The organism is Paenibacillus sp. 8b26, from assembly GCF_050626875.1.
GTDB lineage: Bacteria > Bacillota > Bacilli > Paenibacillales > Paenibacillaceae > Paenibacillus.
Genome location: NZ_CP192445.1, coordinates 2,738,574 through 2,764,442 on the forward strand (window position 1 = coordinate 2,738,574; position 25,869 = coordinate 2,764,442).

Below are 25,869 nucleotides of genomic sequence, written 5' to 3' on the forward strand. Positions count from 1 at the left end.
GAACCTCCGAGTACGCATCCTATTGCCAGCGTAACCGGAGGTTCTTTGTATTTTTAAGCCTATGCATGGCTCTATAAGCTGTGAATAGGTCCCTGCTTTATTTTTATGGCTGCTCTGCTTTTATTGCTTCAAAAATCCCTTTTGCTCCAAAAAAGACTTCATCTGCAAACGTGCAGGCTCGGTCAGCCTTGCTGCCATCTGCTCTGACCATGGGGTAGACCGCTGACCACCTGTGCGTTCCTTCAAATATTCAGCCGATGTGTGATCATACAGATCCACAGCTTTCATCGTCTGATTTTTGTCGTAGCCGTTCATATGCAAAACACCGGACAGCGGAAGACGTGGACGTAAGCTCCCTTCCTGATCCGGTACACCAATACACATGCCGAACACCGGATATACCAGCTCAGGCAATCCCAACAGCTCGGATACCTCGGCTATTTTCGTACGGATGCCCCCGATGTAAACGATGCCCAAGCCAAGTGATTCGGCGGCTACCGCTGCATTCTGTGCAGCTAACGCGGCATCAATGGTCGCAACCGTATAATTTTCGACGGAACCTTCATAGGAAGGCTGACCCGGCTGATGGTGAACTGTGACCTGCTTCAAACGATACAAATCTGCACACCATACCAGAAATACCGGGCATTGCTCAACATAAGCCTGACCCCCCGCCAACTCAGCCAGCTTTGTTTTCAAAGAAGGCTCTGTAACGGCAATGACGGTATAAGCCTGTACATTGCTGGACGAGGAAGCCATTTGGCCTGCTGCCATAATAGCTGCGAGCTGCTCGTCGGTAACGGCGTCTGACTTGAATTTTCGTACAGACCGATGATTCATCAACAAGGAAATCGTATCATTCATGACTGCTTCACTCCTAATCCATAATATAAGCTTTTTATCTGTGTCAAACTGTGCGTATACGAAGAGGTTTCTGCATGTTTGCATGGCACTACTACAAGTATTATGAAACTTTCGGGAATGATAAGCAACCCGAAACGACAGGATGATGGGTGACAGCATTGATTAAAAAAGCTGAACATAGCAAAAAGGCAAGTACCCAGGAGATTAAATCCCTGCGTACTTGCCTGATGAACAACTGATCACGCTTTATCGTGATGTCTGCTGCCCGTTTCCCGTCTCTGGTAAACAAATCGGATTACAGCTTCACCCGTTGGAGACGCAGTGCATTCAGCACCACCGAAACAGAGCTAAATGCCATGGCCGCTCCCGCCAGCCACGGGGCCAGAAAACCCAAAGCTGCAATCGGGATGCCAATCACATTATAACCTAACGCCCAAAACAGATTTTGCCGTATATTCGTCATCGTACGGCGGCTCATTTCGATCGCATCGGGAATGCTGTTCAGGTTGCCGCGCATAAGCGTGATATCCGCAGCTTCCATCGCCACATCCGTACCCGTGCCCATGGCCATCCCGATATTAGCGGTAGCCAGCGCGGGCGCGTCATTAATGCCATCTCCGACCATAGCTACGATCAGGCCCTGCTCCTGAAGCCGTTTCACTTCTTCCGCCTTGCCCTCTGGCAGCACCTCAGCCAGCACCCGATCAATTCCAGCCTCGGCAGCAACAGCCCGCGCGGTCCGTTCATTGTCACCCGTAATCATGATAACCTCAATGTTCATCGCCCGCAGACGGGCAACCGCCTCCCGTGACGTTTCCTTGATCGTATCCGCCACGGCTACCAGTCCGGCATAGGAACCGTCCACCGCAATCAGCATTGCTGTTTTGCCCGCATTCTCCAGCTCATGCATATGCTGCTCGGCAGAGTCAGCTATCGCGATGCCTTCCCTGCTCATCAATCGACGTGTACCTGCAAGTACCTGCTTTCCTTCCACATGAGCCTTCACGCCATAGCCCGGAATATTTTCAAAATCCGTTGGCTCTACTAGCTCAATGCCGCGATCCGCGATCCCCCTTACAATGGCTTCCGCCAGCGGATGCTCCGAGCTTTTTTCCGCCGCAGCCAACAACCGCAGCAAATCCGTTTCACTCAAGCTTCCTTCTCCGACCATAACATCCGTCAGCACCGGCTTGCCGTTCGTAACCGTACCCGTCTTATCCAGTACCACCGCGTTGATGGAGCGGGTCATTTCCAGATGCTCGCCGCCTTTGAACAGAATGCCATACTCTGCGGCACGTCCCGAACCCGCCATAATAGACGTTGGCGTAGCCAATCCGAGCGCACAAGGACAAGCAATGACGAGAACTGCAATCATTTTCTCCAGTGAACCTGCAAAATCAGCCGGTGTCACAAGGAAAAACCAGACGAAAAAGGTCACCACGGCAACAGCAACAACAATGGGTACAAAAATACCCGAGATTTGATCCGCGATCCGCTGAATAGGAGCCTTGGAGTTTTGCGCATCCTCCACGACCTTAATAATACGGGCCAATGCCGTATCGCCACCAACACGCTCGGCCTGGATACGAAGTACACCGTTTTTATTGAGCGTAGCTCCTGTGACCATAGAACCCGCTTCTTTTTCCAGCGGAAGACTTTCGCCACTCAGCATGGATTCATCCACCGCCGAGCGTCCGTCCACGACCACACCATCGACAGGAATTTTCTCGCCGGGACGTACAATAAAGATATCTTTCACACGAACCTGCTCAATCGGTATATCAAGCTCTTGCCCATCACGTACCACACGCGCTGTTGTCGCCTGGAGACTCATCAGACTCTTGATCGCCTCGGACGAACGGCCCTTGGCTACTGCCTCGAACCATTTACCGACGAGAATGAGCGTAATCAGCACCGCGCTTGTCTCATAGTACAGTTCAGGCATTTTCATGACAGGCATCCCTGCCATACCATCCATCACGGTCGACGGACGCAAGGTGAGATACAAGCTGTAAAAATAAGCCGAAGACGTGCCCAGAGCAACCAATACATCCATATTGGAACTGCCATTGCGCAGCGCCTTGTATGCTCCTACGTAAAACTGCCAACCAATCACAAACTGTATCGGCGTAGCCAGTGCGAACTGGAACCAAGGGTTCAAAAACAAGCTCGGTACATACATCCATGAGGTAAATGAAAAATGAGTGACCATCGCCCATAACAGCGGAAGTGACAGTACCGCAGATACGATCCACTTCCATTTTTTACGATTCAAATCCTTGCTGCGCACGTCTGCGATGTTATCCTCGGCACTCTGCGGTATGGCTCCATAGCCAAGCTGCTCAATCTTGCTCACCAGATCACTGACCGCAATACTTCCCGCCGCATATTCCACATGAGCTGTTTCCATCGCCAAATTCACCGTAGCGCCCGTCACACCCGGCATCCGGTTCAGACCCTTTTCAATCCTGGTCGCGCAGGCTGCGCATGTCATGCCCGTCACATTCAGATTGGCTTCCTCACTCACGGTTCCAAAGCCAAGCGAAGCAATTTTATCACGAAAATCAGGAATATCGGCCTGCTTCGGATCATACGAAATCGACGCCTGCTCCAAAGCCAGATTCACATTAGCTTGCGCCACGCCGTCTATTCGATTTAAACCTTTTTCAATACGGCTGGCGCAGGCAGCACAGGACATCCCTGTAATATGAAGCGTTGTCTGCTTGTCACCGTCGGTCACACGGTTTTCCATGGTTACTCTCCTCCTACATACCCCCATGGGGTATATTCATGTTCAAAAGAAAAAGCCTCTTCATGGAAGCTTTTCCTTTAAAACAAATTTTTTTACGCGTTACATATCCTTAACTTAAACGACGTCGTAGCCTTGGTCCTCGATTGCGGTTTTCAGAGCTTCAACGCTCAGCTTGGACTCATCGTATTCTACAGCCACTTGTTTCGCTTCAAGACTGACCTTGCCGGAAGCGCCGACTTTCTCCAAAGCTCCTTCTACTGCTTTCACGCAATGATTGCAGCTCATGCCCTCTACGTTCAACGTTACTTGTGCCATTTCTGTTTCCTCCTCCGGGGTACTTTATGTACCCGATTTATGTGTATGGGTATTGCTCTTAACGGATCAGCTTCTTGACCGTAACCAGCAGCTCGTCGATCACTTCCGGCTCTCCGGCCTGCATGCGCTCAATGACACAGCTTTTCATATGCCCTTCCAGCAGCAGCTTGCCGACACCATTCAGGGCGGACTGGACAGCCGCAATCTGGTTCAGCACATCGTCACAATAGGTATCCTTCTCGATCAAGCCCTTGATTCCCCGAACCTGACCTTCAATACGGTTCAATCGGGATGTAAGACTGTTCTTGAATTCTGCCGAGTGATGGCTTTTTCTGATGGTCTTTTCCCCTTCTGCTCCGCAATGAGCCTCATGGACTTCAGCGTTGGAAACAGGTTGCTCTTCAGCCATACATCAGCCTCCTGTGTTGTGTTATGCATTCATGCATTGTTAATATTCTCCTAGCATAATATACCCCCGTGGGGTATGTCAACCTTCCGGAAAAATGTCACCTGTTCGCCTTATTTCAAGCTTTCGCGCGCGCTTCCTTGGCAAGTACCATAAAACTTAACAATGCACCAACTTCCGCTATAGCGATGACGATAGCCATCGGTATGGGGGTTGTTCCACTGCCCAAGCCCACCAGCGGCGAAGCGATAGAGCCAAGCAACAGAGGCAGCAAGCCGAGCATGGCGGACGCACTGCCTGCGGAGCGCTGCTGGCTTTGCATCGCGAGTGAGGTGGTGGTTGTACTCACGATCCCGACACAGGATACAACAAAGAACAGCGGAACTAGAACAGCAAACAGTTGACCTCCGGTAAAGGCCACCGTAAGCAGGCTAATTCCGGCTACAGCCGCAATCAACAACCCCGACAAGAGCAACTGCCGTTCGCTGAAGCGGCCCACAAGCCTCCCCGTCAATTGGGAAAACAGTACAATCCCCAAACCATTCACCGCGAAAATGATACTGTATGTCTGAGGTGAAACCCCGAAAATATCCTGAAGCACGAACGGCGAGCCAGCGATGTACGCAAACATGGCTCCTGTAATGAGCGCCTGCGAGAAGGCGTATCCCATAAAGCGCCGATCCGTAAAAAGATGACCGAGTGTACGAAGCGTCTGCTTCAAACCACCCGATGAACGGCGGCTGACAGGCAGTGTTTCCGGTAGCCCCAACACGACGGCAATTAACATAGCCACCCCGACTACGCAAAGCACCATGAACACACCACGCCAGGATACAAAATTCAACAGAACACCGCCCAGCACAGGAGCAGCAATCGGAGCCACACCGTTCACCAGCATGAGCAGTGAAAAGAAGCGCGTCAGTTCTTTGCCCGAATATAGATCACGCGCAACGGCTCTGGAGATAACGATCCCCGCAGACCCAGTAAGACCCTGAATAAAGCGTAGCCCGATAAGCACGCCGATATTCGGCGCAAACACGCATAACAGCGAAGCAGCGGCGTACAGGACAAGCGATACGACCAGCGGCCCTCTACGTCCTCTTACATCACTCAGCGGCCCCGCAACGATCTGCCCGACTGCCAGACCCAACAGACAGGCGGTCAGACTGAGTTGCGCCAGCGAAGTCGTCGTATGCAAATTGTCGGCTAATGTAGGCAATGACGGCAAATACATATCTATGGACAAGGGTCCGAAAGCGCTCAATGCTCCCAGAACAAAGACAATCCATAAAATCCGGGATTTGGTCATATCTGCGGCAACCATTACCGTATTGGAAAACCGATTCATAATAACAATCATCCTTTTCTGAAAATATGAAATATCACTTCAATATATTATGATAACATTCATTTTACGCTGCTTCGATCATTTACACGCTAATCCGCAATTTTTTTTCGAAACTGCTACATATCAGGCAGGAATTTACCAATTTAAGGTCGAATCATACCTTAACCAAAACAAAAAAATTTGCGAAAGCTGGAGAATAACTATGGTCTATGATGGAGTGCTGCTTGGTCTCATTGTAGGTCTGTTCAGAGGGGGCTGGCGGCAGGGTTTAATCCGTTTCAGCCAAATACACCTCATAGCTGGCTGGATGTTCCCTGTGCTGCTGCTGGTGCAGTTCATTATTTTTTATGCTCAGGAAAAATGGGCTTGGCTCGCGTCCATCAACGGGTATCTGTTTATGGGCATCTATGCGGTTGGATTGATTTTTCTCTGGTTGAACAGGCACCACAAGGGATTCAAGCTTATTTTAATCGGAGTCCTGTTAAATTTTGTCGTCATGGCGGTAAATGGCGGCAGGATGCCGGTCTCGTTGAGCGCTTCTGAGGTACTAGGCCCCTATTATACAGATATGCTTAAATCTGGAAGCGTTATCTCGAAGCATTACATGATGGATACGACTACGCGTTTATCATTTTTGGGTGATATTATTCCACTCTCCAAGCCCTATCCCCGTACGCAGGTGATCAGTATTGGAGATGTCGTCATGAACTTTGGGATGTTTCTGTTTATTCAAAGTGTCATGGTCGTGAACAAGAAGAAGACCACCCAACAAGAAACCCATCCCCGCCACGCCTAGTGTGCGCCTTATTCCAAGGAAGGGAGTGAACCCTATGAAAAATTTGAAATATTCCCGTGTGATTATCAACGCTATTATCGTCGCTTCTGTCGTAATCGCTTTGACTTCCGGTTACAAAATCGGAGGCTAATTACCGATAAGGAAAAGGGAAGCACAGGCTCAACAAAACAGGCTGGATTCCGGCCTGTTTTTTCATGTAAAATTTTCGATTACAAAATTGTAAATTATCCCATTTACCCCCTGGTAGCTTTGACATCAAGGTACGACAAGGCAGGAGAATGAAATGATGAGTATAATAAAAAAGCTGCAAGAACGGGTTAGCGCGACGGGATTATACGTTTTTCTCATATGTATGGCAGGCTTGGCCGTCCTCTTGTATACGAACCATTGGTCCTTTATGCATTATTCGCCTACAGAGTGGGTCACGATCTACTCCCTGTTGGGAGCAGTTCTGATTTTGGAGCATTTTACCTTCCAGCTGCCACCAGCCAGTAACAAGCAGTCGATGGATTCCTCCGTGTATCTCGCTTGTATTTTTGTACATGGCACTGAAATCGCTATTCTCATTTTATTGTTCAATGTACTCATTGCCGCAATCCGGTATAGAGAACTGTCCTGGTGGAAGCATGCCGCCAATTTTTCCATCTATGCGCTTTCTATTTTTCTGTCTTCTACCGTCTTTGAGCTAAGCGGCGGAACGCAGGGGGGCTTGAACGAAGAGCATTTTACTTCCTACCTGCTGACGCTGTTCTGCTACTTTGCGGTGAATACCGTTACACTGGGTCTCTACTTTTATATTGCTTACAAAGGCTCTCTCAATGAGCTAAAAAAGGCTTTTCTCGCTGAATCCCTGCTTGTTTACTTATGCACACTCATCCTGTCTCTCGTACTGACCACACTGATTTATCATAACGGTATTTTGGGGCTTCTGTTGTTCCTTGCGCTAAGTATGCTTCTATCCCACGCATTCAAGCAGTTGTTTGCGATGTATCGGGAAATTGAAGAAAAGGCCAACATGGACCGCAGAACAGGGCTGTACAATCACAGTTATTTTGAAAATGCACTCGAAACCGAGCTGAATATAGCCAGAACCCAGAATACCCCCCTCAGCCTTGCCCTTATTGATATTGATGATTTTAAAAAATACAACGATCACTTCGGTCACCTGAAAGGCGATCAACTGTTGGGATTCCTCGGAGAGATTCTCAAAAAGGAAACTTCCGGCTCCAATATTATCGTATCCCGCTATGGCGGAGAGGAGTTCACTCTGCTTATGCCCGACTATACCGCGGAGCAAGCTTACGAAATAGTCAATGCCATCCGAAAAAGGCTGAATGACTCCCGCTACGAGGGTGCCGAAATCTTTCCGCATGGCTGCTTGTCCTTCTCCGCAGGTATTGTGCAGAGCCGCGTCGACATCTATGACAGATCACAATTGGTCGATCTGGCAGATAAAGCCTTGTATTACGCCAAAAAGCAGGGGAAAAATATCGTTCATACACACGGCAGCCTGAATGAGGTGGAACGCGAAGTCGATCTCGGACAGGATATTCGTGATATTGAGCAGCAACTTAATTTGTTTTTGTACAAGGATATTAATACCTTCAAGCATTCCAAGCGAGTGTTCAAGTACGCAGTAGAGATGAGCGAAGTGCTTCAGCTCAGCCAGGAAGACAAGCGTCGTTTTGTACTGGGCTCGCTCATTCATGACATCGGAAAGCTGGAAATCCCCTGGAATATTCTGAATAAAAAAGAGAAGCTGACCGAGGAGGAATGGTGTATGGTGAAAGCGCATGTCACTTGGGGCAGAAGAATTGTAGAGGCCAACGAGCGGTTCATGGATCTGGTTCCTTTTGTGGAGCTTCATCATGAACGCTATGACGGAGGCGGCTATCCATTCGGCTTCAAGGGCGAGCAAATTCCCCGGCTGTGCCGGATGCTGACGATTATTGACTCCTTCGATGCCATGACCACCGAACGTCCCTACCAACCCACCAAAACGTTTGATGAGGCCATTAAGGAACTGCGTGACTGCTCTGGTAGCCAATTCGATCCGGAGCTAACGGCTATTTTTATCCACTATGTCCAGCATAAGCAGCCCGCTTTCATGGATTCCATAGAAGCAGACCACTAATTCCATATGCTTGCCCCTTTACCCCTACCGTTAAAATCGTCCAGATTTCAACAACGGCAGGGGTTTCATATTATTTCAAATTTCATATAAATGTCATAATTCGCTTCATCTATTCCTGCCAAATGCACTATGATTAAAGGTATGAATGTAGGTTTGACCGTATGAGATGTCACACTTTAGGACATCCTCGCTTCAAGTAATCGAGAGAAGGTGAATCCACGGGCATGTTGCACCTGTCCAGACCAGCCCGCGCGGCTTGTCTTCTGCTGCTGTGTCTACCGTTACTTTTACTGTTTCCTCACTTATCATGGGCTCATGCATTTATCGTTGAATCCAGTCCGACTGAAAATCAGGTTTTGGACAAGCCGCCTTCCCAGGTAACCATCACCTTCAATGAGAATTTGCAGTCTGCTTTTATGTCGATGAAAGTGACCGATGAAACAGGAAAACGGGTCGATACAGGTAAAGCGCGGCTTAATCCTGAACATGAAGACACGATGGAAATCAAGCTGATTCCGGGGATGAAAAGTGGAATTTACACCGTCAATTGGAGAGCCTTATCGGCGGACGGACATCCGGTCAATGGAGTGATTCCATTTCAAGTCGGCAGCGGTTCCAATGCGTATAAGGACCCCGTTGCCGCCTCCGAAGGCTCGGGAGCTTCGCGGCCTGACTTAATCGCTACCCGCTGGTTGCTGTATATTGGACAGTCGCTGCTTTTGGGAGCACTCTGTTTCCGACTGTTCATCCTACCGGGTGTGAATCGAAGTCGAGAAGCGAGTGAACAGCAGGAGCTTGATAAACGGGCCTCAATCCCATTACCCCGCTGGACCACGCTGCTGTGGAGTGGCTATGGTATAACGTCTGTCGCCATCCTGATTAGCCTGCCGCTTCAGGCATCTTGGGATGCAGGAGTTTCCATGGGGGAGGGCTTTTCGCTTTCAATTCTTGGAGAAGCCCTTCAGTTCACAGGCGCAGGGCAAATCTGGTTCATCCAGATGATTCTAGTGCTGCTCCTGAGCGTTGCGCTGATTTACGCGCTGGATCACAGCATCTCTGACCGCCAGCGCCGTCTCTGGGGTTATGGCTCCGTCGTCATGACGTTGGGCCTTATGCTGTCCAAGGCCTTCACGGGCCATCCGGCGGCGGCGGCCCATCCGGCTCCAGCCATCGCGGCGGACTTCGTCCATCTGGCGGCGGCAGCCTTTTGGGTTGGCTCACTTGCCGTCATGGCAGTGTGCCTGCCTGTTGCCGGGCGAGAACTGCCCGAGTCTGAGCGGGCAGTTCTGCGGCAAGCGGCCCTGCGCCGCTTTGCCGGCTGGGGCATTGCCATGGTGGCGGCGCTGCTCGCCACCGGGATTTATGGAGCCGTGCTGTACGTCCCGGTTCCCTCCATGCTGCTGAACACGTCCTACGGACTCGTTCTGCTCGGAAAAGCAGCGCTGCTGCTGGTCATGCTGGCCTTCGCGGCCAGCCAATTCCGCAGCGCCCGGCAAGCGGCGGCAGCCAAGCGTGCCATCGGGGGCTTGCGCATCGAGCTGTCCGTCGGCCTGCTCGTGATGCTGTTGGCGGCGGTGCTTACCCACCTTTCGCCTGGTCAGGCACCTGCGGTACCGTTTGAGGAAACCCGCACCGCAGGCGAATACAGCATTTCGCTGGCGGTTAGCCCGAATACTGTGGGCAGCAATGAATTTAAGGTAACCGTAAGGGATGCCAAGGGAGCTAGCGTTCAGGGCATCCAACAGGTCACACTGACACTCGTCCCGGCAGACCCTGACAAAGCCCGGCAGGAATTTGTTCTCCCTGCACGACAACAGCAGCCATCCCTAACTCAAGAGCTGCTGACCGCCGAAGGAACATGGGCTGTACAGGTACATGCTCTGACCGCATCATTGGATGCAGTTGACGCTGAATTTACTCTGCATGTAGGTGGAAAAAGATAATCATTATATTGTTTAAAGGAGCAAAATAATATGAATACAACGATTCAAATGGTAAAATCCAGATTTTCCAGACTTGCGACCTCTATGGGTCTGATTGCAGCAGGTGCTTTACTTTTTGCAGGTATGGCCAGTGCCCATGTGACGGTCAAGCCCTCCGTTTCACAGCCTAACGCTTGGGAAACATACACGCTGAAAGTGCCTGTCGAAAAAAACATTCCAACCACCAAAGTCGCTTTGAAAATCCCGAAAGAAGTCGTTTTCAAGCAGTATGAGCCTGTACCGGATTGGAAAGTAGCAACCGAAAAAGACAGCTCCGGCAAAGTAACCACCGTTACCTGGACGACCGACGAAGATGGCATCCAGGCGGGGCAGTATCAGCGTTTCAGCTTCGTCGCACAAAATGCAGACCAGAATACTGAAGCCGCGTGGAACGCTTTCCAATATTACAGCGACGGAAGTATCGTGGAATGGACAGGCGATGAAGGAAGTAACAATCCGCATTCCATTACAAAAATCACAGCTGATGCCACATCCGAGGCTCCTGCGCCTGCCGCAGACAGCGGACACGATTCGGCTGGCACCGCAGCAGGCCATGCGAGCACAGACACGGCTAAGGATAGCAGCAACCCTGCATCCACTTCAAACAATGCTACCGAAGCCGCACCTGCCGCCGCTGCATCTGCAAGCTCTGGCGCACAAACGACAGCACTCGTTCTGTCGATTATTGCAGTCGTGCTTGGTGCAACAGCTGTCGGCATTGCGCTCAAGCGCCGTAAATAATTTTTGTTTGCAAGCGTATAGAAGTTAGTTATATGAATTATATGAGCGATATAAAAAGCAAAAGCTGGCACCTGTATAAAAGGGTGCCAGCTTTTTTGTTCTATTCCTTATTAAACTTGCAATATTTATACAGCAGTTAACCATCGGCTGGAAAATTGAAATTTATTCTATTATATTTCTCCTAAACTGTTTTGGTTGAAAGAAAAGGAGCCCTTTTAGTTGCTCCATGTAGAAAATTAGGTATTAAAAATGATGAAATATATACACAGAAGGCCAACGGCCGAATTGCTCAAACTGATTTGATTAGTATGATATCCCGGAGAAAAAGATTCTACATAGAATTCGAAGCAGTGTATATCATTTTAACATTCACCTATCTATCATTTTTTTGGTAAAATGGTAGAAACCTCACGATTCTAACATGATAGCTTTGCAATCTATGATGCATAGGAGAGTATAAGATGAAAATCGTAAATAAGGCTCTGTTATCCAGCGCTATCTTTCTAAGTGCCGCAGCAGGTATCTATAGCCCGTCGGCGCAGGCAGAAGCGGGGCAGGTCAGCATTGTGCTGGACGGATATCCACTGCCTTTCCCGGTACAGCCCGCAGTGATGAGCGGCACGACGATGGTTCCCTTCCGTGCCATTTCCGAAGCTCTCGGAATTACTGTGAAATGGGATCAGGCCAGCCAAAGCATTACTGCCACCAAGTCTCAAGGCTCTGCGACCAAGCAGGTGGTTCTGAAAATGGGTAGCCGCAATGCTACGGTAGACGGACAGTCAGTGCAACTCACAGCCGCACCGCAAACCGTGCGCGGCAGCACGATGATTCCGTTAGGCTTCTTCGGACAGCAGTTTGGAGCCACGGTCAACTGGAATCAGGGAACGCGGACGGTATCCATTACATCGCCGCGTGAGTCTATGTATACAGTCGGATTTTACGCGCTATCTTCCTTCGACCAAAAATCCAAAATACCGGATTTTAACGCGGTAGCCTTCGGCTGGAGCCGAATTGATGCGAACGGACAATTTACGACCAGCGGCAAGGAATACAAATGGCCTCAAGCCGCCGACACCGTGACACCAGAGTTCATTGTACAGGAGGCAGACAGTCAGGGGACTTCCCCTTACCTGATGGTCTATTCTGGAGATGGCAATCACGAGCTGACCAAAGTTTTGGAAAATGCACAGCTTCAGGAGCAAACTATTTCCCAAATCGTCAGCACCGCCACTGACAAGCAATTCAAGGGCATCACGCTGGATCTCGAGGGGCTTGGCTGGAGCGGAGATAAAGCCAAGGCACGTTCAGACTACAACGCCTTCATCCAAAAGCTGTCCGCCAAAGCGCATCAGGCCGGACTCAAGCTCACTGTCGTCCTGCACCCGCTGAACAGCTCTTACTCAGGTTACGACTACAAGACGCTGGGTAATCTGGCGGACGATCTGATCATCATGGCCTATGACTACGGACAAAAGGCAACACCTGAGCCACTCGATAAAGTGGACGAAGCCATTCGACTGGCCTTGAAGGAAACCTCGCGGGACAAGTTGATTTTAGGCATTTCTATGGGTAGCGAAAAAGACAGCACCGTCAACGCCAAGATCGGTCTGGCCAAACGCTATGACCTGAAAGGCATCGCCATCTGGCGGCTGGGCATCATCGGAGATACTGCCTGGATGAAGATGAACGAATCTATCGAGTTCAAATAAGTAAACCTCACAATAACGTCTCGCTCTTATTCCGCCCGCTGATGAATTTCATGCATCTTCCATGCGAAGCTCATGAGATCATCAACGGGCTTTCCTCATTTTTCACTTCAACAAGAAGGCTCCCCACACTTGGAATTTGCCGCCACAGGCTCGCAGGTCTGTTCCCCATAGAAGATACCCCATTCTCTCATAAAATCCAGCAACGGCCTCAACGTATCGCCCAACGGGGTAAGCGAGTATTCCACACGCGGCGGATTCTCGTTATAGATTTCACGGTGTACGATACCATCACGTTCCAGCTCACGCAGCTGCAAGGTCAGCATACGCTGCGTAATATTGGGCAAGGTCCGTCGAATTTCGTTATACCGGCGCGGTCCTGTGGTCAAATGATATAAAATGACCCCTTTCCATTTGCCGCCGATAACCCCTACGGTTTTCGCTACCGGACATCCAAAGTTCACGCTAACTGTATTTTCCATCTCTTGCGTCATGGTTTCCCCTTCTTTCTGCCGATTGTAGACCGAAGTCTCCAGACTTATGACAAGGAACAAATATGTGCGTACTTGTTCCTGCGAAAAACTTTTTATATGATGACTATACATTCGATATCAGCTCTCATTATAGTAGCAGAAAATAAATGGAGCACCAACTCAACCCAAACCGGAAGGAGTACACTTCATGTCTAATACATCAGCTAAAAAACAGGAAATTCTGGATGCCTTTCTGTTCAGACATGCTACCAAGGAATTCGATCCTGATCGCATCATACCAGAGGAAGATTTTCAATTTATTCTCGAAACCGGGCGACTTTCCCCAAGCTCTGTCGGTTTTGAGCCGTGGCGATTTGTGGTCGTACAAAATCAGGCATTGAGAGAAAAGCTGGCTGCGGTTTCAAGCGGCGGGCAAAAACAGATTCCTGCGGCCAGCCATGTCGTCTTGATTTTAGCACGCAAGGATGTCCGTTATGACTCTCCTTATGTGGAGTATATGTATAAAGAGGTTAAAGGGATGTCTGAGGAAGACTTTGCCTCACTGCCGGGCCGATATAAAATTTTTCAGGGTGAAAATCAGCGCCTGCTGGAAAACGAACGTACGTTATTCGACTGGGCTTCCAAGCAGACTTATATCGCCTTGGGCAATATGATGACGGCGGCGGCTCAGATCGGCATTGATTCCTGCCCGATTGAGGGCTTTAACTACGATCAGGTGCATGCCATTTTAGAGGAAGAAGGACTGCTGGAGAACGGGCTGCTGGATATCTCACTCATCGCTGCCTTTGGTTATCGGGCCCATGAGCCCAAGCGGGAAAAATCCAGACAACCGCTGGAACAGGTCACACGCTGGATTCTGTAACAAGTATATAAAAAAACAAAAAAAGCGGACTTGCGGCACTTCATCTGAATGATGAACACACCGCAGCCCGTCTTTTTATATCACTTCAATCTCTATTAAAATACCCTTGGACGCCAGATTATCCAGGCATTCCTTCATATATTCATCGTCATGCTCAACATACGCACCAGAGGTTTCCAGTTCCACTCCATACTCGGTCTCCCACGGCTCACATTGCTTGCCGCGATATAACGGCTGTTTCCATAGCGGGTCAACATTGTACCCCCTGTTTTTCATTTCGTCCATGATGAGCTTATGATAGCGAACCAGCAGCATCGGATGATAGTCGAACACATAATTTACCGTTGCGTGCGGCTTGCCCCAGCCATTCCCGCGCAGAGCACAGCACTCACGATGCTGTCCCAACAGTTGCGGTCGGGGCAACTGGTCGATTAAATGTTCATGCCAAAGCCTCATGCTTCCACAACCTTATCTGTAGCATTTTCTTCTCTAATGGATCAGCCGATCATCATACGGATACCTGTCAGTACAATACCGATCAGGAAGCCCGTAACCGCACCGTTAATACGTATCCACTGCAAGTCCTGCCCAAGCTTGTCCTCCATCAGAGCAATCAGGGAATCGTTATCCATTTTATCTACATTTTCGCGTACCAGATTACCAATCCGACTGTGGTTGGCTTCCACCAGTCCCGTAATACCTTCCACAATTCGCGAATTGATCTTGTCCAGCAACTCGGTATTTCCTTTCAAATCAGCCAGCATCCGATCCAATAGCGGCAAAATATAAATCGGTACATAGCTGCCGTCTTCCATATAGTCCAATAAGCGTACGCGCAGCTCTTCCATCTTATGGAGCACCGACGCATCGCCTTCCCAGGCATCCACAAGGCCGTTCTTCCAGCCGTTCAGTCCTTCCTGAACCGTATCTTTCGTCGCCAGACGGATTAGCTGTGTTTTCAGTCCATCCAGTATGGCATGGCGGCGCGGATGTTCTTCCCTTTGCAGCTCTGCAACCTGATCCAGCAGAAAATGGCGAATCATTTCACCCATGCGCTCTTCGTTCAGATAGCCAAGGAACGCGTTGAGGGCAAATTGCATCAGCCCGCTCACCTGCAAACCGCTGATAGCCTGCATCCCCAAGGCACCCAGCGTATAGCCCGTTTCCGGCTTCAAAAGCCAGGATTCGGCCTGCTCCAGCGTGTAATCCAGCGCACGGCGGTCATAGCCCTTCTCACTGGTTTGACGGGCAAGCGCCTCTAGTAGTGGTCCGGCGTCGAAGTCTGTTGCCTGCCGCTTGATTTCCGCCGCGATCATCGGGGCCAGTTCTGCAAGCGGAAGCGACCGGACCAGCCGTTTGGCGAGAACATCTATGGATGCGGCCGCTTCCGGCGTGCGCAAGCCCTTTTCCACACCGCCCAGCATCAGATCAGCCAGCCGAATATCGGAAATTTTAGATGCGATACTGTCTTTGCCCAGCAAGTTATTTTCCACCGTACTCACCAGTGCATTCGTGAGCTTGTCCCTGTTTTTGGAGAGAAGTGCTGTATGCGGAATCGGAATACCCAACGGATGACGGAACAATGCGGTGACGGCGAACCAGTCCGCCAATCCTCCGACAAGTCCGGCCTCAAAAGCACCTGCTAACAAACGAACCCAGCCATATTGCTGAAAAGGCAACGTAGCCGCAAAGCCCGCTCCCAGAATAACCAGCGACCAAGCCGCTGCGGTTTTCGTATTTTTCGGTTTTCCCATCCTATAATCCTCCAAACTGACTGTCTAGTAAGTAAAACACTATATCTGTATTACCCATCATATCATTGCCCGTGTGAATTCCAAAGCTAACGACACTCTATTTCCTGTAAAAGCTCGCCCCACAAGTGAGCTGTTTCGGGAATACGACTTGGGAAAAGCTATGGACGAAGAAAAGGACGCCCCTAATTACCCAGGACGTCCTCTAATGTAAAATATATTTATCTCCTCAAGCGGATTCCTTGATGGCTACAATGCGCAATCGGCGGGTGTCGATCATCCATTGACCTTCCCGGTCAAGGTGTGGCTTAACCTTTACCTCGATGGCACGGTAGATCGACGCTTCGTCTGCGGAGGTGACGTCCAGGAAGAAATAATCGGCGAACTTGTCCAGCCAGTCCCGAACCCCTGTATCTCCATTGAGCGGAGTGGGCCTGTCGAAGTGCTGAGCCAACGTGACGCGAAAGCCGGTCTGCTCCAGCAGGCTGGCGTATTCGCCAATGGTGGGAAAATACCACGGATTCCGGCCCGTCCACGCATAACCATGCTCCTCCAGCGTCTGCTCCATGGCAGCGGTCAGCACGGCGACATTGCCGCTGCCGGCGAATTCGGCGACGAATCGGCCACCTTCCCGGAGGGCCAGCCAGATGGAACGGACGACAGCGGAAGCATCCTTGATCCAGTGCAAAACTGCATTGGAGAACACAGCGTCAAAGCGAACATCTGCCCGATAATGACAAGCGTTTTCCACCTGAATATTCAGTCCAGGATACTTCTGTCTGGCCCTCTTCACCATCTCCTCCGACAGGTCGATACCTGTGGGTATTGCTCCGGCAGCTGCGATCTTGGCCATCAGGTCCCCTGTCCCGCAGCCCACGTCCAGAATTCGCTCCCCCGGTCGGGGCTGTAGCAAGGACAAGACCCCGGCTCCCAGCTTGTCATTATACTCTTCCGAGTTCCAATGATTGGTAGAGTGTTCGCTACACATAAGTTCAGTCTCCTTTTTGTATGATTACGGTTCACAATAGTAATGGATCATTTTCTCACAAATATCGTCGAAAAAAATAAATAATTATGCTCAAAGTATTCGAAAAAGACGAGCGCTTGGGTGAATATGCCGGCTTCCCTGGAATGCTGCCTCCAGTTATGTCCCGTGGGTCCGGGCTGACGAATGGCCTTGCCCTCGCCTAGTGCATATGCTCCCCCCTTAAAGCGGCTGCCAATCCTCTTCCGTCAGGTCCGCAACAACGGACATCGCCGCTTTGCTGCCGGAGGCTGCAGCATAAATCAATTGGGAAGGCATCACATAAGCCGAATCCCCGGCCGCGTATACTCCTGCTGCGGCGGTCCTGCCCATCGCATCGGTAACAATCCCACCGTTTTCTGCAGTTTGATAGCCCAATGCTTCATTGAACCTGGCTTTGGGAAGCAGAGTGGGAGCAATAAATCCTCCGCTTCGCTCAATATGCGTGCCATCCGTAAAATGCACCCGTTCGAGCAAGCCATACCGCCCGGAAAATGCTGCGACAGGAGTATCCACGATCCGTATGTCCTTGGATGCAAGCTGCTGCCGCTGTTCGGCAGTCAGAATATCGCAGCCATTGGTGCATACGACCACATCACGACTCCAGTTGAGCAGCAGCTTGACTGTATGGAACATGCCAGGATTGTCCGAAATGACCGCAAGCGGTCGATCCCGCAGCTCCCAGCCATCGCAAAAAGGGCAGTTGAACAGGCTTTTCCCGTAAAAGTCGCGAAGCCCCTCGATCTCGGGAAACGCCTCCTTCAGCCCGGCAGCCAAAATCAGCTTGCGGGCCTGTACACGCTCGCCTGACGAGGTGCGAAGGGCAAAGTCATGATCCGTCCTCTGAATATCGGTCACCTCGGCCGGCCAATGCCGGACCGACGGGTAGCTCAGCACCTCCTCGTAGGCAATGCGCCGAAACTCGGCCGGCTGAATCCCATCTCGCGTAATGAATCCGTGAGAGGCATGCGTCACGCCGTTCCTCGGCTGGCTGTTGTCAAATAGCGCAACGCTTCGTCTCGCTCTGCCGAGCACCAGCGCTGCATTTAATCCCGCCGGCCCGCCGCCGACAATGGCACAATCGTAGCTCATAAGTTCAATTCCTCCATTTAATGTTTTGAAGATTTTACAGATGTATTATATCTATAATTAATCAAAGCTTAGTATTGCCCTTTGCAATCACAAGGACAATGCAACTTGATCAGTAAGATCGATCATTTTGGTGCTCTTTAGATGCCGCTCCATCGCTTCCTCGGCCGCCAGCATCACCTGATGGATAAGCGAAGCCGACTCGATCAGCCCCGCTTTCACCAGCTTCGTGAGTATTTTCGAAAGGTATGTGGGAGATACGCCCTGCGTGTCGGCAAGCCGCCGAACGCCTACCGGTCTGTCCGGCGCAAAGGCAATCAAATAAAGCATCGTGTGGAGGGCATAGTTCGTCGCTTTTGAATATCTTTCCTCCCCTAATTACAGATTTAATGTATCTATAATAACCATTATACTGCCGATCTGTCAAGAAGCTTTTCGAAGACGCCGCTTGACAAGCTATTAGCTGGTATAGCGTAATTCCCTCAGTATAAAAGCCGATTCTTCATGAACTATCAAAATATGGAATACCAGCAGGGCTACGAATCGACATTAGCCGCATTCGAGGAAGTGTTTGCTTGCTGGGCATAATTATTGAGAACGGCAACGTGTTTGATTTCGAGCTGTCTGCGGAAGACTTAGCCCAGATTGATGGGCTGAACCGCAACGAACGCGCTGGAGCAGACCGGGACAACTTCAACTTCTTGGTTCATTTTCCCTAAAGTAGTTTATATAACGAATACAAAATTGCGCAATGAAGAGGGCTCACTTATTGCGTAATTTTGTATGCATATATCCGCATTTATCTGTCTTTTGGCTCTACATGTTCGTGAACAAAATCACAACATTGGACCCAAGATTATTTTCCTAGAGATAAGTCCTATGAACCATTTTCTCTGAATGAAGTCCCAAATTTCTTAAACCGAAAGGATAAGTGCCCTGGGAAGTGGAATGGGCATAAGATACCTTTTTGCACAATTCCTGCAATTCACCCCAGAAAGGACTTGAGCCCATGATATCCCCAGATTTTTTTAGTATTATCCACATTCTTCATAGGGATTATCAAGTTAAATACCCATGAGAAATAAAGCATCCATAATTTGTACAAATATTATTTGCTATCTGGACATATACGATGTGATAAAATAAACTTTTATAAATAGGAAATCATGTGTAAACAGCCATTATATATTGGTAAACACACAATACTCTGCTTAATAAAATTGCTTTTTTGTAAAGGAATTGGATATGACAACAGACCAAAAAAACAACGGGAGTCTCTGGAACGGTGATCCAGTCGTTATTGTACGTACTCCTTCTGCTTTTGCCAAGCAATCCCTTTTATATATACAGGAAATTGGCTATTTCCAAAAAACATCTGCTTTTAGGATGGAACGTAAGGAGCTCACCTCTTTTTTGCTCGTCTTTACGTTGTCTGGAAAAGGAGAATTGCAGTACCGCGAGAAGAAATACATATTGAATCCTCATGATTTGTTTTTTGTCAATTGCGAGGAGTATGTGCAATATGGTATCAGCGGTCATGAAACTTGGGAGTTCATCAGTTTATATCTGTACGGCAACCTGATCGAGAATTTTTACGAACAATTTGCCAAGCACAATAAGCCCGTCATATCATTACACAATCCATCTATCGTATTAAACAAGCTGCATACCCTGATATGCGGGCAGTCTGACAGAAGCCTCTCCTCTGAGTTGCTGACGTCTAGACTCATCGGTGAATTGCTTACATGCGTTTTACAGCATCCCTATGAGTATCCGCACGCGAATACGGATACTATCAGCGAAGTACGCCGGGTCCAGCAATTTTTAGATCAATCTTATAGTGAACGAATTACGCTGGATTCGCTGGCAGACATGTTCGAGTTAAACAAGTTCAATTTGGCTAAAAATTTCAAAAAACAGATCGGATTTTCTCCTATTGATTATCTCATTAATGTTCGTATCACAGCCGCTCAGGGCTGGCTTAAAACCAGTGACATATCCATTGTAGATATCGCGCGGTACGTAGGGATTCCTAATACGAGCCATTTTATTAACTTATTCAAAGAACATATAGGAGAAACACCGCATTCCTTCCGCAAAAAATGGGGTAACCGTTCCAAGCTATAAATGGAAATGTCACAAGAGTCCAGTTTGATAGAGCGATAGACGTACAAGCTATTCAGGATAACGGCAAAACTGTCGAAAGGCAGCGACGCAAAACTATAGGGCCTTCCTACCAAGATGGCAGCCAGCTACCGGTTGAACGAGCTTTTTATTATGTCTTTTTTACATAAATACACGACAACATCATATGTCCACTCTTGAAGAAAAGCCTTGATCGCTATGATCAGGGCTTTTTTCTGTTGGGATAGTCATGTAAGCCTAGCATGCTGAATATACTAATTTCGGACAAGAAGGAGGGGAAGGGGAGAACCATATCCGCCGAAGAATGGCCATATTACGATGAATAGGAGAATTACTTGAAACATGAGAATAAAAATAAATATCATGATCATTGCGTTATTGCTCATTGTCCAGAGCTTTTTCAGTGCAACGCTGGCTTACGCAGATACTTCGGTACCGGAACTACCGGAAAGCGCCGTAACCGATTCTGCCCAGACCGTTACGGATACTGTGTACGGTATCCCAAACCCTGAACCGCCCATTGAGGCTCCTTCCGATACAACCCCCATCGTGCAGGCAACAGTAGGCCCAACAACTCAGGAGGGAACAACCCAGGAGAGCATATTAACCAAGCTGATCCTGACGGATGAGACAGGGCGTGTTATTGACGCAGTATACAATCCGGGCAGCCAGTTGGACATCGGGGCAGCCATTCAACTGGGCTATGAATGGGAGCTTCCCGACAATACCTATAAAGCAGGAGATACCTTCACCTTTCAACTGCCGCAACAGTTTGCCATTTATACCGATATCTCATCTCCATTAGTGTCCACTGACGGAACCGTAGGTACTTTCACCGTGGATCGTCAAGGCAAGGTCATTATGACCTTCAACGATTATGTAGAGCACCATTCCAATGTCAGCGGCAAGCTGCAAATCAAGACCGAGTTCACGAAAGAAACAGTAAAAGGCAGCACGGAGATCATTATTGCGATTCCGATTAAAGGCGGGGTCCAAACGGTCATCGTGAATGTCAAGCCGCCGTCAGGGCCAACCCTGAGCAAGCAAGGGAAAACGGATGGCACGAGCCGGATCGACTGGACCATTAATGTGAACAAACAGCTAAACACCGTAAAGCATGCCCTCATCACAGACCCGACTCCTTCAGGGCTGGAGCTCGTAAGAGACTCCATCCGGCTATATCATTTGCAAGTGAATATTGACGGCACGACCGTCGTTCGGGACCCCGTGAATGAGAGTAAATATACGATCGAAGCGGATCAGGCGGGCACCGGGTTTGTGATTCGTTTTCAAGACGACAGTATTAGCAGCGCCTATCAGGTGCAATACTTCACACGCATTACTGGCGACGAAACCCGTTTTTCCAACACCGCGACTCTTTCAGGAGATGCTATAGAGAATGTCTCTGCTACCGCTACCGTGCAGGTGGAACGTGGTGCATTTTTGTCCAAAGAAGTGGAGAAATATGATGCTGTCACGCAAACGATATCGTGGGCTATAAAATATAACTTTGGCGAGAAAAAGATTCCTAAGGAAAAAGCCTTCTTGAAAGATCGTTTTAACAGAACCCAAAACTGGCTGCCCGGCTCCCTGAAGGTATTTAAGGGAAATACACTGGAAGAACTCCCGTCTTGGGCATACACCGCCATCCCTGTCAGTAGCTTTCCCGACCGTAACGGCTTCGATCTTCAATTCAACATTGACGTAGATTCAGCCTACACCATACGGTATCAGACACAAGCCAGAGATCGCGTTTATGAAAATGAAAAAATTATAAATATCGTAACCTCCGATGGAGTCGAAAAGGATGCGTCTACGGTAATCAAAAGCGGTGTCATCACTAAAGTCTATGACACGCCCAATTACAACACCAAAATCATACCTTGGGTCGTTACCATCAATACTGATCTTTACAACATGAAAAATGTTGTCATCAAGGATGTGTTTCCTAATGGCGGCCTGGCCTTGTTACCGGACACCCTAAAAATCCAAAGTATAGACGGAACCAAGGTACTGCACGCCCCAGTAGATTATGATCTAGTTCCGTTATCACAGGATTACAGACAAGGATTTACGGTCGTTTTTCATAAAACCATTCAAGAAGCTTATACGATCAAATACACAACCACCTACAATAATGACTGGAAAACAGATCCGACCAAGCCCGAGTTTCGCAACAAATCCACTATAGAGTATCAGTACGAGAACGGGGAAACTTCATCGGCTGAAGTGGAATGCCCGATCTGGCCGGACTATATGACCCAACGGAACGGGAGCAAGCAAGGCAGCTACAATCCCACCTCCAAGCTCATCACATGGGACATCAAGGCCAATTACAATCGCAAGACTTTAAACCAGGCGGAAGTAAAAGATCCCTTGCTGCAAGGGCAAAAACTATTGCCCGGCTCCGTAAAAGTGTACGATATGGTCCTGCTGGGATGGTGGGATGGCGTACAAAAAGGGGCTGAAATCCCGGCAGATCAATACACCATTATTCCTCCCTCCGAGCACAATGGTAATGAACTGCGTGTCCAGTTCAAGGATCAGATACAGACCCCTTACTGGATCACCTTTCAAACCTCGCTGGAAGGAGAATTGATCGAAAAGGAAATTCACAACAAAGCCCAGCTACTGGACGGACAAAAAATAGTCTCCGAATGGACGGCCCAGGTTAACGTGCCTCATGGCGGAGAATATGTCGCCAAGATCGGTACGCAAAATGGGAATAAGATCGACTGGAGCATCCGTATCAACGAAGGACAGTCCCATGTGTCCAACGCGAAAATTGTGGATCAGCCCAGCAGCAATCAGATTTTAATTGAGGACTCTTTTCATTTGTACTCCACTGTGATGGCCGCCAACGGAAATACCAGCAAAGGCACCGAGTTGGTCCGGGATCTGGATTACAAGCTGAGCATCAAGACAGACCCTCAAGGTCAGCAAACCTTTGAGCTTGCTTTCGCCAAGGACATTTCCTCTGCCTTTATTCTTGAATATCAATCCTTCATCAACGCTGAGGACAGAGCCAAAGTGAGCAACAAGGTCTCCTTTGAGGGGGATCGGTTGACAACAGAGCTGCGGGAGACCAGTCAGGAAATTATCGTACGGACTTCTTCCGGCTCCGGTTCCGGCGGGGGCGTGACCGAAAGCCTGGAGCTGACCAAGGTGGATCAGGATATTCCCGGTAAAGTGCTGCCCGGAGCGCGGTTTGCGCTCTACGATAAAGCTCAAAAAAGAGCACCGCTCATTCAGACCACCAATGCAGACGGAAAAGTCATCTTTTCCTCGCTGCTGCATGATGATTACATTTTAGAAGAATTAGCGGCCCCTGAGGGCTACAAAATAACCGAGGGCAAGCTCGAAATCAAAATAGATGCAACCCTTAAGCAAAGCTCTGGAATTAAAAAAATGGTAGTCACAAACAAAAAAGAAAAGAAGAACGAACCGGGAACGCCTACCAATCCGGGGGGCGGTGGCAAAAAGCACGACAACGATCCCAAAATACCTGATACGCCGTCTACAGTCGTTCCTCCAGCAGTATCGAAGACTCCGGATGATGGAGCCCCTCCACAGGAAGAGCCTGCACCTGAACCGCCACCAGCGGATCAGGATCAACCGGAAGCACCGCCAGAGTTACCTATTGTCGAGCCTCATCAAGATCCGCCTCCTCCTGTGGAGACGAAAGACCCTAAACCTAAGATCAGTCTCAAGGTCCCGGGGAAACAACCGGAAGACCCAGAGGATACACCTGAGGTATATCAATTGCCCCAAACGGGTGAAAGCAGCCCGGCTCCGTTTTATTTGACAGGCATAGCCATGATGATATGGGGCGTATTGCTGAAATTCAGACGGACGCATAAAAAATAAAAGCCATTACCTTCCCCCATTCCCGGCTCATTTTACTTTAACCAGGAATGAGGGATTTTTTTAATAAGTATGTATACGTCACACATTGCTTAGGGGGTGTTGAAATTGCCGAGGCTGCATAAGCTCTCCTACATGTTTATCATGTTGGGCATACTCATGATTTTGTTTCCGACAGCCAGAGAATGGAACGAGGATCGAGAACAGAACGAGCTATTAAAAGCAGCAGAGCTAATACCTGAAAAAAGCGAGGCGATATGGAATCCTGGTCTGATAAACAACTATGATCGCTTGTCCACTCGCTTTGCGGAAATCCCGGTCAGCGATGCACAACAAGAAGCAGCTTTTCCAATCCCTGAACCCATTGAAACTGAAGATCAACAGACCCCCATAGCCACCATTCGCATGAGTCGTATAGATTTAAAGCTGCCTGTACTGGAAGGCGCGACCCGGAAAAATATGAGGCATGCAGCTGTACATATGCCTGAAACGGGAGCGCTGGGACAGATGGGAAATGCCGCCATTGCTGCTCATCGCGCTCGTACCCACGGACGTTTATTCAATCGGTTGAATGAGGTGAAGATCGGGGATGAGATTGTTGTGAACACCCGGGGTGAGAATTACGTATATAAGGTCTTCAACATTAAGGTAGTCGCCCCTACGGATGTATCTGTGCTGAAAAGCTTCAACAAGCAAAAGCTGCTCACCTTGATTACCTGCGATCCTCCTGTAAAACCCACCCATCGTCTCATTGTTCAAGCCAAACAGAGCACCTAAGCCTGCTGCAAAAAATAAATCAGGCGGGTCATTCCTGTTGAATTACAGAAATACACCCGCCAAATGCACACATCATAACAATTATTCAGTTGGACTCGCAGGACCCTTTGCAATCAGCCTGAAATCGTCAAAGTGGAATCCCGGAGCAACGACACAGGTTACCAGCACAGGCTCATCCCCAAGCGGACGTGCCGTTTGCCATACTGTGCCCGGCACCAGCGCTTGTGGATGCTGTCCTGCCTCCACATCGGCACCGACGATAATCACGGTTTCTTCACCAGGTTGTTCTCCGCTTCCACCCAATTTCAACTCCACTGGGCTACCGCTATGATACAGCCACAGTTCATCCGAATGTACGACATGCCACTCGGAGAACTCGCCCGGATGCAGCAAGAAATACGTCGACGAAGCTGCAAAGCGCGGACCGGAATACACATCCGGCAGTACAGGCTTCGGAATTTGAAAATGGGACTTCCACATTTCTTTGTACCAGCCGCCTTCCGGATGGGGCTCCATGCCCAATGCGGTTACCAGCGGTGAAATAGCTTTCGTCATTGCACTAACCTTCCTTTACCCTAAATTCCTTCTCCCCTACTGTAAAACATAGCGTTGCTTTTGTCACGTTTCTCCCTTGGAATGTCGAAGGTCGTTATTTTGCGTCATATTTAGTAACATTAAATTGTGCGCATTTACCCATTTCCATATAAAAATAGCAATTTACTCATGAATAATTACATAAAAATATATTGTGAGTTAAGTTTTATGACATAAAATCTTGTTTTTTATTGTAAGCTTATAGTATCATGAGAGAAAATTTTG

21 protein-coding genes, 1 pseudogene and 1 riboswitch are annotated in these 25,869 nt (G+C 49.0%); of the genes and pseudogenes, 10 read left to right on the forward strand and 12 right to left on the reverse strand.

Going from position 1 to position 25,869, the window contains the following annotated elements; genetic code table 11:
- Positions 1-120: 120 nt before the first annotated feature.
- The 5 genes from nfsA to ACQ4MX_RS12605 all read right to left on the reverse strand — a co-directional run bounded on the left by nfsA (position 121) and on the right by ACQ4MX_RS12605 (position 5,685).
- Positions 121-864, reverse strand: a complete 744-nt coding sequence (gene nfsA, locus ACQ4MX_RS12585) for an oxygen-insensitive NADPH nitroreductase (protein ID WP_014279445.1) — start codon at positions 862-864, stop codon at positions 121-123.
- A gap of 295 nt (positions 865-1,159) precedes the next feature.
- Positions 1,160-3,616, reverse strand: coding sequence for a heavy metal translocating P-type ATPase (locus ACQ4MX_RS12590; RefSeq protein ID WP_431090940.1), 2,457 nt, complete (start codon positions 3,614-3,616; stop codon positions 1,160-1,162).
- Between the two features lie 114 nt (positions 3,617-3,730).
- Positions 3,731-3,931, reverse strand: coding sequence for a copper ion binding protein (locus ACQ4MX_RS12595; protein ID WP_431090941.1), 201 nt, complete (start codon positions 3,929-3,931; stop codon positions 3,731-3,733).
- A gap of 58 nt (positions 3,932-3,989) precedes the next feature.
- A complete protein-coding gene (locus ACQ4MX_RS12600) occupies positions 3,990-4,340 on the reverse strand; it encodes a metal-sensitive transcriptional regulator (protein WP_044646242.1) in 351 nt (116 codons plus the stop codon).
- Between the two features lie 115 nt (positions 4,341-4,455).
- A complete protein-coding gene (locus tag ACQ4MX_RS12605) occupies positions 4,456-5,685 on the reverse strand; it encodes a multidrug effflux MFS transporter (protein WP_431090942.1) in 1,230 nt (409 codons plus the stop codon).
- A 202-nt stretch (positions 5,686-5,887) separates the two neighbouring features.
- On the opposite strand from ACQ4MX_RS12605, the gene ACQ4MX_RS12610 reads away from it, so the two are divergent.
- The 5 genes from ACQ4MX_RS12610 to ACQ4MX_RS12630 all read left to right on the forward strand — a co-directional run bounded on the left by ACQ4MX_RS12610 (position 5,888) and on the right by ACQ4MX_RS12630 (position 13,047).
- A complete protein-coding gene (locus ACQ4MX_RS12610) occupies positions 5,888-6,481 on the forward strand; it encodes a DUF5317 domain-containing protein (protein ID WP_134911465.1) in 594 nt (197 codons plus the stop codon).
- 283 nt (positions 6,482-6,764) lie between these two features.
- Positions 6,765-8,615: a bifunctional diguanylate cyclase/phosphohydrolase gene (locus ACQ4MX_RS12615; protein WP_431090944.1), complete on the forward strand. Its 1,851-nt coding sequence runs from the start codon at positions 6,765-6,767 to the stop codon at positions 8,613-8,615.
- A 224-nt stretch (positions 8,616-8,839) separates the two neighbouring features.
- On the forward strand, positions 8,840-10,558 hold the full coding sequence (locus ACQ4MX_RS12620; RefSeq protein ID WP_431090945.1) for a copper resistance CopC/CopD family protein: 1,719 nt from the start codon (positions 8,840-8,842) through the stop codon (positions 10,556-10,558).
- A 30-nt stretch (positions 10,559-10,588) separates the two neighbouring features.
- Positions 10,589-11,338: a YcnI family protein gene (locus tag ACQ4MX_RS12625; RefSeq protein WP_431090947.1), complete on the forward strand. Its 750-nt coding sequence runs from the start codon at positions 10,589-10,591 to the stop codon at positions 11,336-11,338.
- 461 nt (positions 11,339-11,799) lie between these two features.
- Positions 11,800-13,047: a stalk domain-containing protein gene (locus ACQ4MX_RS12630; RefSeq protein WP_431090948.1), complete on the forward strand. Its 1,248-nt coding sequence runs from the start codon at positions 11,800-11,802 to the stop codon at positions 13,045-13,047.
- A 107-nt stretch (positions 13,048-13,154) separates the two neighbouring features.
- Here ACQ4MX_RS12630 and ACQ4MX_RS12635 read toward each other — a convergent pair whose 3' ends face one another.
- Positions 13,155-13,538 carry a winged helix-turn-helix transcriptional regulator gene (locus ACQ4MX_RS12635; RefSeq protein ID WP_044647758.1) on the reverse strand — a complete coding sequence of 128 codons (384 nt, stop codon included), beginning with the start codon at positions 13,536-13,538 and terminating at the stop codon, positions 13,155-13,157.
- A gap of 187 nt (positions 13,539-13,725) precedes the next feature.
- Here ACQ4MX_RS12635 and ACQ4MX_RS12640 point away from each other — a divergent pair, with 187 nt between their 5' ends.
- Positions 13,726-14,400, forward strand: a complete 675-nt coding sequence (locus ACQ4MX_RS12640) for an NAD(P)H-dependent oxidoreductase (RefSeq protein WP_431090949.1) — start codon at positions 13,726-13,728, stop codon at positions 14,398-14,400.
- A gap of 75 nt (positions 14,401-14,475) precedes the next feature.
- Here ACQ4MX_RS12640 and ACQ4MX_RS12645 read toward each other — a convergent pair whose 3' ends face one another.
- The 5 genes and pseudogenes from ACQ4MX_RS12645 to ACQ4MX_RS12665 form a co-directional block, all read right to left on the reverse strand.
- Positions 14,476-14,856 (reverse strand): TIGR02328 family protein, encoded by a 381-nt coding sequence (locus ACQ4MX_RS12645; RefSeq protein ID WP_431090950.1) that lies wholly within the window; start codon positions 14,854-14,856, stop codon positions 14,476-14,478.
- Between the two features lie 41 nt (positions 14,857-14,897).
- The gene (locus tag ACQ4MX_RS12650; protein WP_431090952.1) at positions 14,898-16,154 is read right to left on the reverse strand and encodes a DUF445 domain-containing protein; all 1,257 of its coding nucleotides are present in this window, start codon (positions 16,152-16,154) and stop codon (positions 14,898-14,900) included.
- 226 nt (positions 16,155-16,380) lie between these two features.
- The gene (locus ACQ4MX_RS12655; RefSeq protein WP_431090954.1) at positions 16,381-17,139 is read right to left on the reverse strand and encodes a class I SAM-dependent methyltransferase; all 759 of its coding nucleotides are present in this window, start codon (positions 17,137-17,139) and stop codon (positions 16,381-16,383) included.
- Positions 17,140-17,358: 219 nt separating this feature from the next.
- On the reverse strand, positions 17,359-18,267 hold the full coding sequence (locus ACQ4MX_RS12660) for an NAD(P)/FAD-dependent oxidoreductase (protein ID WP_431090955.1): 909 nt from the start codon (positions 18,265-18,267) through the stop codon (positions 17,359-17,361).
- A gap of 87 nt (positions 18,268-18,354) precedes the next feature.
- Positions 18,355-18,630, reverse strand: a pseudogene (locus tag ACQ4MX_RS12665) (RrF2 family transcriptional regulator); the annotation flags it as partial.
- Positions 18,631-18,839: 209 nt separating this feature from the next.
- Here ACQ4MX_RS12665 and ACQ4MX_RS12670 point away from each other — a divergent pair.
- The 4 genes from ACQ4MX_RS12670 to ACQ4MX_RS12685 all read left to right on the forward strand — a co-directional run bounded on the left by ACQ4MX_RS12670 (position 18,840) and on the right by ACQ4MX_RS12685 (position 25,050).
- On the forward strand, positions 18,840-18,983 hold the full coding sequence (locus ACQ4MX_RS12670) for a hypothetical protein (protein WP_431091442.1): 144 nt from the start codon (positions 18,840-18,842) through the stop codon (positions 18,981-18,983).
- A 526-nt stretch (positions 18,984-19,509) separates the two neighbouring features.
- Positions 19,510-20,391, forward strand: a complete 882-nt coding sequence (locus ACQ4MX_RS12675) for an AraC family transcriptional regulator (RefSeq protein WP_431090956.1) — start codon at positions 19,510-19,512, stop codon at positions 20,389-20,391.
- A gap of 52 nt (positions 20,392-20,443) precedes the next feature.
- Positions 20,444-20,524, forward strand: a riboswitch (cyclic di-GMP riboswitch).
- A 227-nt stretch (positions 20,525-20,751) separates the two neighbouring features.
- Positions 20,752-24,276, forward strand: coding sequence for a collagen binding domain-containing protein (locus ACQ4MX_RS12680; protein WP_431090958.1), 3,525 nt, complete (start codon positions 20,752-20,754; stop codon positions 24,274-24,276).
- Between the two features lie 105 nt (positions 24,277-24,381).
- Positions 24,382-25,050 (forward strand): class D sortase, encoded by a 669-nt coding sequence (locus ACQ4MX_RS12685; protein ID WP_431090960.1) that lies wholly within the window; start codon positions 24,382-24,384, stop codon positions 25,048-25,050.
- Between the two features lie 81 nt (positions 25,051-25,131).
- On the opposite strand, the gene ACQ4MX_RS12690 is transcribed toward ACQ4MX_RS12685, so the two are convergent.
- Positions 25,132-25,605, reverse strand: coding sequence for a cupin domain-containing protein (locus tag ACQ4MX_RS12690; RefSeq protein ID WP_431090961.1), 474 nt, complete (start codon positions 25,603-25,605; stop codon positions 25,132-25,134).
- Positions 25,606-25,869 lie beyond the last annotated feature (264 nt).

Excerpts from the sequence above, each read along its gene's own strand:
- ACQ4MX_RS12630 (WP_431090948.1), top strand. The coding sequence starts at position 11,800 with ATGAAAATCGTAAATAAGGCTCTGTTATCCAGCGCTATCTTTCTAAGT.
- ACQ4MX_RS12690 (WP_431090961.1), bottom strand. The coding sequence starts at position 25,605 with ATGACGAAAGCTATTTCACCGCTGGTAACCGCATTGGGCATGGAGCCC.
- ACQ4MX_RS12605 (WP_431090942.1), bottom strand. The coding sequence starts at position 5,685 with ATGAATCGGTTTTCCAATACGGTAATGGTTGCCGCAGATATGACCAAA.
- ACQ4MX_RS12680 (WP_431090958.1), top strand. The coding sequence starts at position 20,752 with ATGAGAATAAAAATAAATATCATGATCATTGCGTTATTGCTCATTGTC.
- nfsA (WP_014279445.1), bottom strand. The coding sequence starts at position 864 with ATGAATGATACGATTTCCTTGTTGATGAATCATCGGTCTGTACGAAAA.
- ACQ4MX_RS12640 (WP_431090949.1), top strand. The coding sequence starts at position 13,726 with ATGTCTAATACATCAGCTAAAAAACAGGAAATTCTGGATGCCTTTCTG.
- ACQ4MX_RS12650 (WP_431090952.1), bottom strand. The coding sequence starts at position 16,154 with ATGGGAAAACCGAAAAATACGAAAACCGCAGCGGCTTGGTCGCTGGTT.
- ACQ4MX_RS12595 (WP_431090941.1), bottom strand. The coding sequence starts at position 3,931 with ATGGCACAAGTAACGTTGAACGTAGAGGGCATGAGCTGCAATCATTGC.
- ACQ4MX_RS12610 (WP_134911465.1), top strand. The coding sequence starts at position 5,888 with ATGGTCTATGATGGAGTGCTGCTTGGTCTCATTGTAGGTCTGTTCAGA.
- ACQ4MX_RS12590 (WP_431090940.1), bottom strand. The coding sequence starts at position 3,616 with ATGGAAAACCGTGTGACCGACGGTGACAAGCAGACAACGCTTCATATT.
- ACQ4MX_RS12675 (WP_431090956.1), top strand. The coding sequence starts at position 19,510 with ATGACAACAGACCAAAAAAACAACGGGAGTCTCTGGAACGGTGATCCA.
- ACQ4MX_RS12620 (WP_431090945.1), top strand. The coding sequence starts at position 8,840 with ATGTTGCACCTGTCCAGACCAGCCCGCGCGGCTTGTCTTCTGCTGCTG.
- ACQ4MX_RS12645 (WP_431090950.1), bottom strand. The coding sequence starts at position 14,856 with ATGAGGCTTTGGCATGAACATTTAATCGACCAGTTGCCCCGACCGCAA.
- ACQ4MX_RS12615 (WP_431090944.1), top strand. The coding sequence starts at position 6,765 with ATGATGAGTATAATAAAAAAGCTGCAAGAACGGGTTAGCGCGACGGGA.
- ACQ4MX_RS12600 (WP_044646242.1), bottom strand. The coding sequence starts at position 4,340 with ATGGCTGAAGAGCAACCTGTTTCCAACGCTGAAGTCCATGAGGCTCAT.
- ACQ4MX_RS12635 (WP_044647758.1), bottom strand. The coding sequence starts at position 13,538 with ATGACGCAAGAGATGGAAAATACAGTTAGCGTGAACTTTGGATGTCCG.
- ACQ4MX_RS12625 (WP_431090947.1), top strand. The coding sequence starts at position 10,589 with ATGAATACAACGATTCAAATGGTAAAATCCAGATTTTCCAGACTTGCG.
- ACQ4MX_RS12655 (WP_431090954.1), bottom strand. The coding sequence starts at position 17,139 with ATGTGTAGCGAACACTCTACCAATCATTGGAACTCGGAAGAGTATAAT.
- ACQ4MX_RS12660 (WP_431090955.1), bottom strand. The coding sequence starts at position 18,267 with ATGAGCTACGATTGTGCCATTGTCGGCGGCGGGCCGGCGGGATTAAAT.